The organism is Pseudomonadota bacterium (assembly GCA_010028905.1).
Taxonomy (GTDB): Bacteria; Vulcanimicrobiota; Xenobia; order RGZZ01; family RGZZ01; genus RGZZ01.
On the sequence record RGZZ01000314.1, the window covers coordinates 1 to 5986 of the forward strand.

At 66.1% G+C, this 5986-nt stretch carries 6 protein-coding genes; 4 read left to right on the forward strand and 2 right to left on the reverse strand.

What is annotated here, in order from left to right; all coding sequences use genetic code 11:
• On the forward strand, window positions 1-812 hold an 812-nt coding region (locus EB084_17780; protein NDD30110.1), incomplete at its 5' end, for a hypothetical protein.
• Here EB084_17780 and EB084_17785 read toward each other — a convergent pair.
• On the reverse strand, window positions 800-1252 hold the full coding sequence (locus tag EB084_17785) for a hypothetical protein (GenBank protein NDD30111.1): 453 nt from the start codon (window positions 1250-1252) through the stop codon (window positions 800-802). The genes EB084_17780 and EB084_17785 overlap by 13 nt on opposite strands.
• A 267-nt stretch (window positions 1253-1519) precedes the next feature.
• On the opposite strand from EB084_17785, the gene EB084_17790 reads away from it, so the two are divergent.
• Window positions 1520-3211: a radical SAM protein gene (locus EB084_17790; protein NDD30112.1), complete on the forward strand. Its 1692-nt coding sequence runs from the start codon at window positions 1520-1522 to the stop codon at window positions 3209-3211.
• On the opposite strand, the gene EB084_17795 is transcribed toward EB084_17790, so the two are convergent.
• Window positions 3197-3829, reverse strand: a complete 633-nt coding sequence (locus EB084_17795; GenBank protein ID NDD30113.1) for a 2-oxoacid:ferredoxin oxidoreductase subunit gamma — start codon at window positions 3827-3829, stop codon at window positions 3197-3199. The two genes, EB084_17790 and EB084_17795, sit on opposite strands and share 15 nt — an antisense overlap.
• Before the next feature lie 93 nt (window positions 3830-3922).
• Between EB084_17795 and EB084_17800 the strand changes: the two genes are divergently transcribed.
• Both EB084_17800 and EB084_17805 read left to right on the forward strand, forming a co-directional pair.
• A complete protein-coding gene (locus EB084_17800) occupies window positions 3923-4264 on the forward strand; it encodes a rhodanese-like domain-containing protein (protein NDD30114.1) in 342 nt (113 codons plus the stop codon).
• A gap of 34 nt (window positions 4265-4298) precedes the next feature.
• The coding region (locus EB084_17805) for an HAD family hydrolase (GenBank protein ID NDD30115.1) at window positions 4299-5986 on the forward strand (1688 nt) is incomplete at its 3' end.

Sequence of the window (5986 nt, forward strand, 5' to 3'; positions counted from 1 at the left end):
TCACAAGCCAGGGACTCACCATCGGTGAGGTCGCCGCGATGGGGCGGCCCGCGCTGCTGGCACGGCAGGCAAGTCGCAGCGCCCCCGCACGCCCCTCGCCGGTTCGTGCGCTCAGCGTCGTTTCACAACCGCGGGCGCCCGAGGTCAGCGCGGCGCTCATTCGCAGTGCCATGGTGCTCGACGAAGAGGGAATTCGCGCGGCACTCGACGACGGGTTCAGCCACTTCGACGAAGCCCGTGTGATAGACGAGGTCATCACCCCAGCGCTCACCGAGGTCGGTGCCTTGTGGGCAGAAGGGCGCATCAGTGTCGCGTCAGAGAAGATCCTCTCGCTCATCGTGCGCCAGCGACTTCTGGCACGCATCGAGGCGGCCTCGCACGAGGTAGACCCTTCGAGAAGCCCGGTGATCTGCGCGTGCGTCGAGCCGGAAGCCCACGACATCGGCGCGCTCGTGCTGTCGCTCGCGTTGCTTCGAGCCGAGGTGCCGGTGCTCTACCTGGGACCAAGCATCCCGTTCGACGACCTCGACACGGCCTGCCATCTGCGCAACCCCGCCGCCGTCTGCCTGTCATACAAGACCGGGGAGAACATCGCATCCAGCACAGCGCGCCTAAGCGATCTCGTACGGCGCCATCCGACGGTGCTCTTCATCGTCGGCGGCGCCGGGGTCGAGACAGCCGCGGTCACGGACCTCTCAAACCTGCGATTCTCGCAGCACACACCGCTCTCTGACGTCGTGCAAAAGGTCGTGCAGCACGTGGGGTCTGGCCTGCCCGAACAGTCGAGGCGCCGGTTGACTCAGTTTCCGTAGGGGTTCGAGGTCGGGTAGCTCATGTTGGGCGGAATCACGTTCAACGTCTCATTGAGGTTCTGAGGGCCCTTGCGGCTCTGGGCCTGATCGATGGCCTGCTGGATCTGGTCGATGGCGCTGCCTCCAGCGACCGCATCGAGATCTCTTTCCGACAGGGGGTTGCTGCTGGGTTCCTGGCTCATGGCATGCTCCTCGTGCGTTTTCTCGATCGACTGATTCTGCGCCACGTACGACAAAACCTCGACGTCCCTTCCGCCATCCTTGTTCCCCCAGACCGCGCGGCCTTCTGCGTTCGCGGGAAGACGCCACGTCTGTCGCGAATCCACCTGGCAGCGACATGCCGAAAGATCTGACATGACCGACGAAACCGGGCCCATCGACGCCGAAGAGGAACAGGTGGGGGCGCCCTCCTCACCGCCAGGGAGGAGCAGAAGCATCATCGCGGCCAGTCTCGGCGTCCTGCTGGTGCTCGAGGTCATCTCGCTAACACGGGTTCTCGTGACTCGCCCCGCGGTCTCACCACTTCCCACGACCGCGGCGCCCGCGGCATCCCCCGCAGCATATCCCTCCTCAAAGACCTCCCCCCATCCCTTGGCCACTCCTCTGGCCTCACCACTCCCCAGCGCAGCGCCGCGCTGAAACTGCCACGCCGTCGGCCCAACTGTTGAAAATCGACCGATAAACCCGTACCTTTAGCGCACACCTCCATGACTGCATCGCCAGATGGCCTTCCCACCCGCTCCGCCACGGCCACGCCAGAAACGGCGCGCCCCCCTCGCGCCACGGCTCGGGTCGCCCTCGTCAGACCGCCGACCTTCCAGATCCTGGGAAGCCTGAGCTACTTCGGGGCCGTGCCCCCCATCGGCCTCGCATACATCGCCGCCGTGCTGCGCGATGCTGGCCACGAGGTGACGGTCATCGATGCTCCAGGCGAAGCACCCACCCAGGTGGAGCGCGTTGCTGACGTCGTGTCGCTGTTCCAGACAGGGCTCACCCCTCGTCAGATCGTGGAGCGCATCCCCGCTGACACCGACATGGTCGGAATCACACACATGTTCCTGCACGAATGGCCGGTGGTGCGTGCCATCGCGGAGGAGGCGCGACGTCAAAGACCATCCGCCATCATCGTGATCGGTGGAGAGAACGCCACCGCCTACTGGCGCCGCATCTTCGATGAATGTGGCGCCGTCGACGCCTGTGTCGTCGGCGAGGGAGAGATGACCGCGCTCGAGATCTGCGCGCGAGCGGCGAGCGGCACGTCACTTCAGGGCACGCCTGGACTGGTTCTTCGAGACCAGCAGAACGCCACCCCTCCGACAACGCGGCAGCGCATCACCCATCTCGACACCTTGCCCCTCCCCGCCTGGGACCTCTTCCCCATGGAGGGCTACTTCCGGGCGCACGACGCCTTCGGCGTGCACCGCGGACGCTCCATTCCCATGCTGGCCACGCGGGGCTGTCCATTCCAGTGCACCTTCTGCTCCTCTCCCACGATGTGGACGACGCGATACGTCACCCGACCCCCTCGAGACGTGGTCGACGAGATCCGCACCTATGTCGAGCGGTATCACATCGAGAACGTCGACTTCTGCGACCTCACCGCGATCATCAAGCGTGACTGGATCCTCGCGTTCTGCGAGGCACTGCGGCAGAGCGGCCTCCGAATCACATGGCAGCTGCCCGTCGGAACCCGCTCGGAGGCCCTCGACGGCGAGGTGCTGCGGGCCCTTCGCGCGAGTGGATGCAGAAACGTCACGTACGCACCCGAGAGCGGTTCCGAGCGACTGCTCCGACGAATCAAGAAGCGGGTTCGCCTCGATCGGCTCATGGGTTCCCTGAAAGAGGCAATCGAAGCCGGGCTCGTCACTCGGGTGAACATCATCATCGGTCATCCCGATGAGACCCGCGCAGATGTCTGGGAGAGCGCAAAGCTCCTCTGGAAAGCCGCGTGGATGGGCTGTCACGACACGGCCGTGATGATCTTCGCCCCCTATCCAGGCAGCGAGGACTATGCCATCCTCGAACGTGAGGGGCGCGTCGGCCACGAACCAGAAGACGACTTTCTCGCACTTGCGCGCTCGGGGAGGAGCTCTCGCACATTCTGCCGTCACATGGGCTGCCGCGAGCTGCTCATCATCCAGTTCACCCTGCTGGTGATGTTCTACGGTCTCGCATACGTGCGCAGACCCTCTCGAATCCTCGATCTGGTGGGCACGCTGCTCACGGGCAAGGAGCAGACACAGGTCGAACAGCTGGTGAGAACCAAGATCACGCAGGTCAGACAAGCCCTGGGAGACCTCGTGCGGTCGCTCAGCGCCACGCAGGCCACCGTGAACCGACGACCAGAGCGCCCCGACGAGGCTCGAGGCCGCTCGCGCTCGGGCCTACCCCCCAGCTGACCCCTGCTCGAACAGCCGAAACCCGGCCTCAAGCGCCGCAAGGTTGGTCTCACGGCTGTCTCTGGGAACCCGCAGCAACACGGCCTGACGTACCGCATCGTCGCTCAGGCACTGCGTAAGACGGGCGATGACGCCGAGTCCCACGATCGTGGCGGCGATGGGGGGAGCGCCGCTCTCGAGCGCGGCACGGGCAAGCGGAAGGCAGAGAAGCCGCACCCCCTTTGGTGCTTCGGAGAGCGACACTGCGGCCTCCTCCGCGACGATGGTGCCCCCCGGCCGCACGTGGACCGCGTGCTCGTCAAACGCATCCTGGACCAGGGCGAGAAGCAGATCAGACCTCTCCACCACGGGGTGATCGATGGGCGCGTCACTGATGATCACCTCGGACATGCTCGGGGCGCCCCGGACAAGCGGGGCATACGACTGGGTCTGCACGGCATCGAGACCGCCGAAGATGGCGGCCGCCTCACCCAGTATCATGCCCGCAAGGATCAGTCCTTGTCCCCCGACACCCGCCAGTCTCACGTCGTAGCGAATCGCGATGTTCTCCTCTGCATCCGCACGGGGGTGCACCGGCACCGACACGCGCGCTGACTTGTAGGATGCTTCCATTCCCATTCCCGTCTCCCCTCCGCGCCGGCGCCGGAGGGCAGGGGACCACGGTAAGCGGCAGAAGAGACACCGACCCACCTTGACGTGGGTAGACACCAAATGAGGAGGCCCTCCATGCCACAGACCATCTCTGCATCTGACCTTGCCGCGCGACACGCAGCCGGAGACGCCATCGTGCTCATCGACGTGCGCACGCCAGCCGAGTTCGCCGAGACGAGGGTCGCCTTCGCACGCAATCACCCGCTCGACAGTCTCGACGCAGCGGCCCTCTCGGCACAGGCCACAAACGCGGGCGCTCCGCTGTACTTCGTCTGCAGATCCGGCGGTCGCAGCATGCGTGCCTGTCAGCAGGTTGCCTCGGCAGGTGGCCTGCACGTGGTGAACGTCGAAGGAGGCACAGCGGCGTGCGCCGAGGCCGGACTGCCCATGGCGCAGGGGTGACGCCCAGGGGGCCGGGCTGGCTGCGCAGGGCGAGATGAGCGCCCCGGCGTCTCCGAGCGGGCAGCAGCGTGATGCGCCCTGGATGCGCGACACCATCGACCGTCTGCTTGCACAGACGCAGTCGACGCCCTCGGGGCTCTCGTCATCCGACGCCAGCAGACGTCTGGCTCGAGACGGCCCGAACGCCGTGCGGGATCGACGCCGATCGGTGGTGGTCGACCTCCTCTCTCGCTTCCTGCACCCCCTGGTGCTCATGCTCATTGCGGCAAGCCTCTTGTCGGTTGCCACGGGAGACGTCGAGAGCAGCGCCGTCATCATCTCGATGGTGGCGCTCAGCGCAACCCTCGACTTTGTGCAGGAGCACCGAGCCGCTCGCGCCGCGAGAGCCCTCGAGACACGGGCTGGCCTGCGGTGCTCAGTGCTGCGCGACGGGTCGTGGGGAGAGGTGCTCCAGGAAGATCTGGTGTGCGGCGACGTGTCACGCATCTCGGCCGGAGATCTCATCGCGGCCGACGGTCGCCTTCTCTGCGCCAGCGACTTCTTCGTGAACGAGGCGCTGCTGAGCGGAGAGGCCTTCCCCGTCGAGAAGGCGCCACAAGGCACCCAGGCGACGGGGTCATCGCAGAACGACCTTGACGACATCGTGTTCAAGGGAACGGCGGTGGTGAGCGGAAGCGCCACCTATCTGGTATGCCGCACAGGCCCCCAGACCGTGCTCGGTCGCCTCGCAGGCGCGCTCTCCGGGCGCCCGCCCCCCACCGCATTCGAGCTCGGGACCCACCGCTTCGGCCTGCTCATCATGCGAACCACCGCCTTCCTGACGCTTGCTGTGCTGCTGGTCAACGCCGCGCTGGGCCGCCCCTGGCTCGAGTCGTTCATGTTCTCGGTCGCCCTGGCGGTGGGGCTGACGCCAGAGCTTCTTCCCATGGTGGTCTCCGTGACCCTTGCGCGAGGGGCGCTCAGAATGGCCCGCCAGCGTGTACTCGTGAAGCAGCTCGCCGCGATCCAGAACCTGGGCAGCATGGATGTGCTCTGCACAGACAAGACCGGCACCCTCACCGAGGCGCGCGTCGAGCTCGAGCGCCACCTCGACGCAAGGGGACGCGAGAGCGAGCGCGTGCTGCTGCTGGCCTACCTCAACAGCTGGTTCGAGAACGGGATCCGAAGCCCCCTCGATGAGGCCATCCTGGCCCACGAGCACCTCTCCACCGAGGGATGGACGAAGATCGACGAAGTGCCGTTCGACTTCGAGAGACGTCGGGTCTCGGTTCTCATCGAGAAGGACGGGCATCGCGTGCTCATTGTCAAGGGCGCAGTCGAAGACGTCCTGAGGCTCTCCATCGAGGCCGAGAGCGGGGGCGAGACCACTCCACCGCGGGAGGGGATCGATGGCGCGCTCCGAGAGCAGATCACAGCGCGGTTCGAGCGCCTGGGTGAGCAGGGCTTTCGCGTTCTCGGCATTGCCTGGCGCGAGGTCGAGGCCAACCGGACACACGCTGTGGTCGATGACGAGAGATGTCTCGTCTTCGCAGGCCTGGCCGCATTCCTCGATCCCCCGAAGCCGTCGGCCGCAGCGGCCCTGTCCGCGCTTGCCTCAAGTGGCGTGGAGGTGAGGATTGTCACCGGAGACAATGAGCGGGTCACTCGTCACGTATGCAAGCAGCTGGGCATCGACGTGGGGAGCGTGCTGAGCGGCGACGAGATCGGCCGGCTCGATGACGA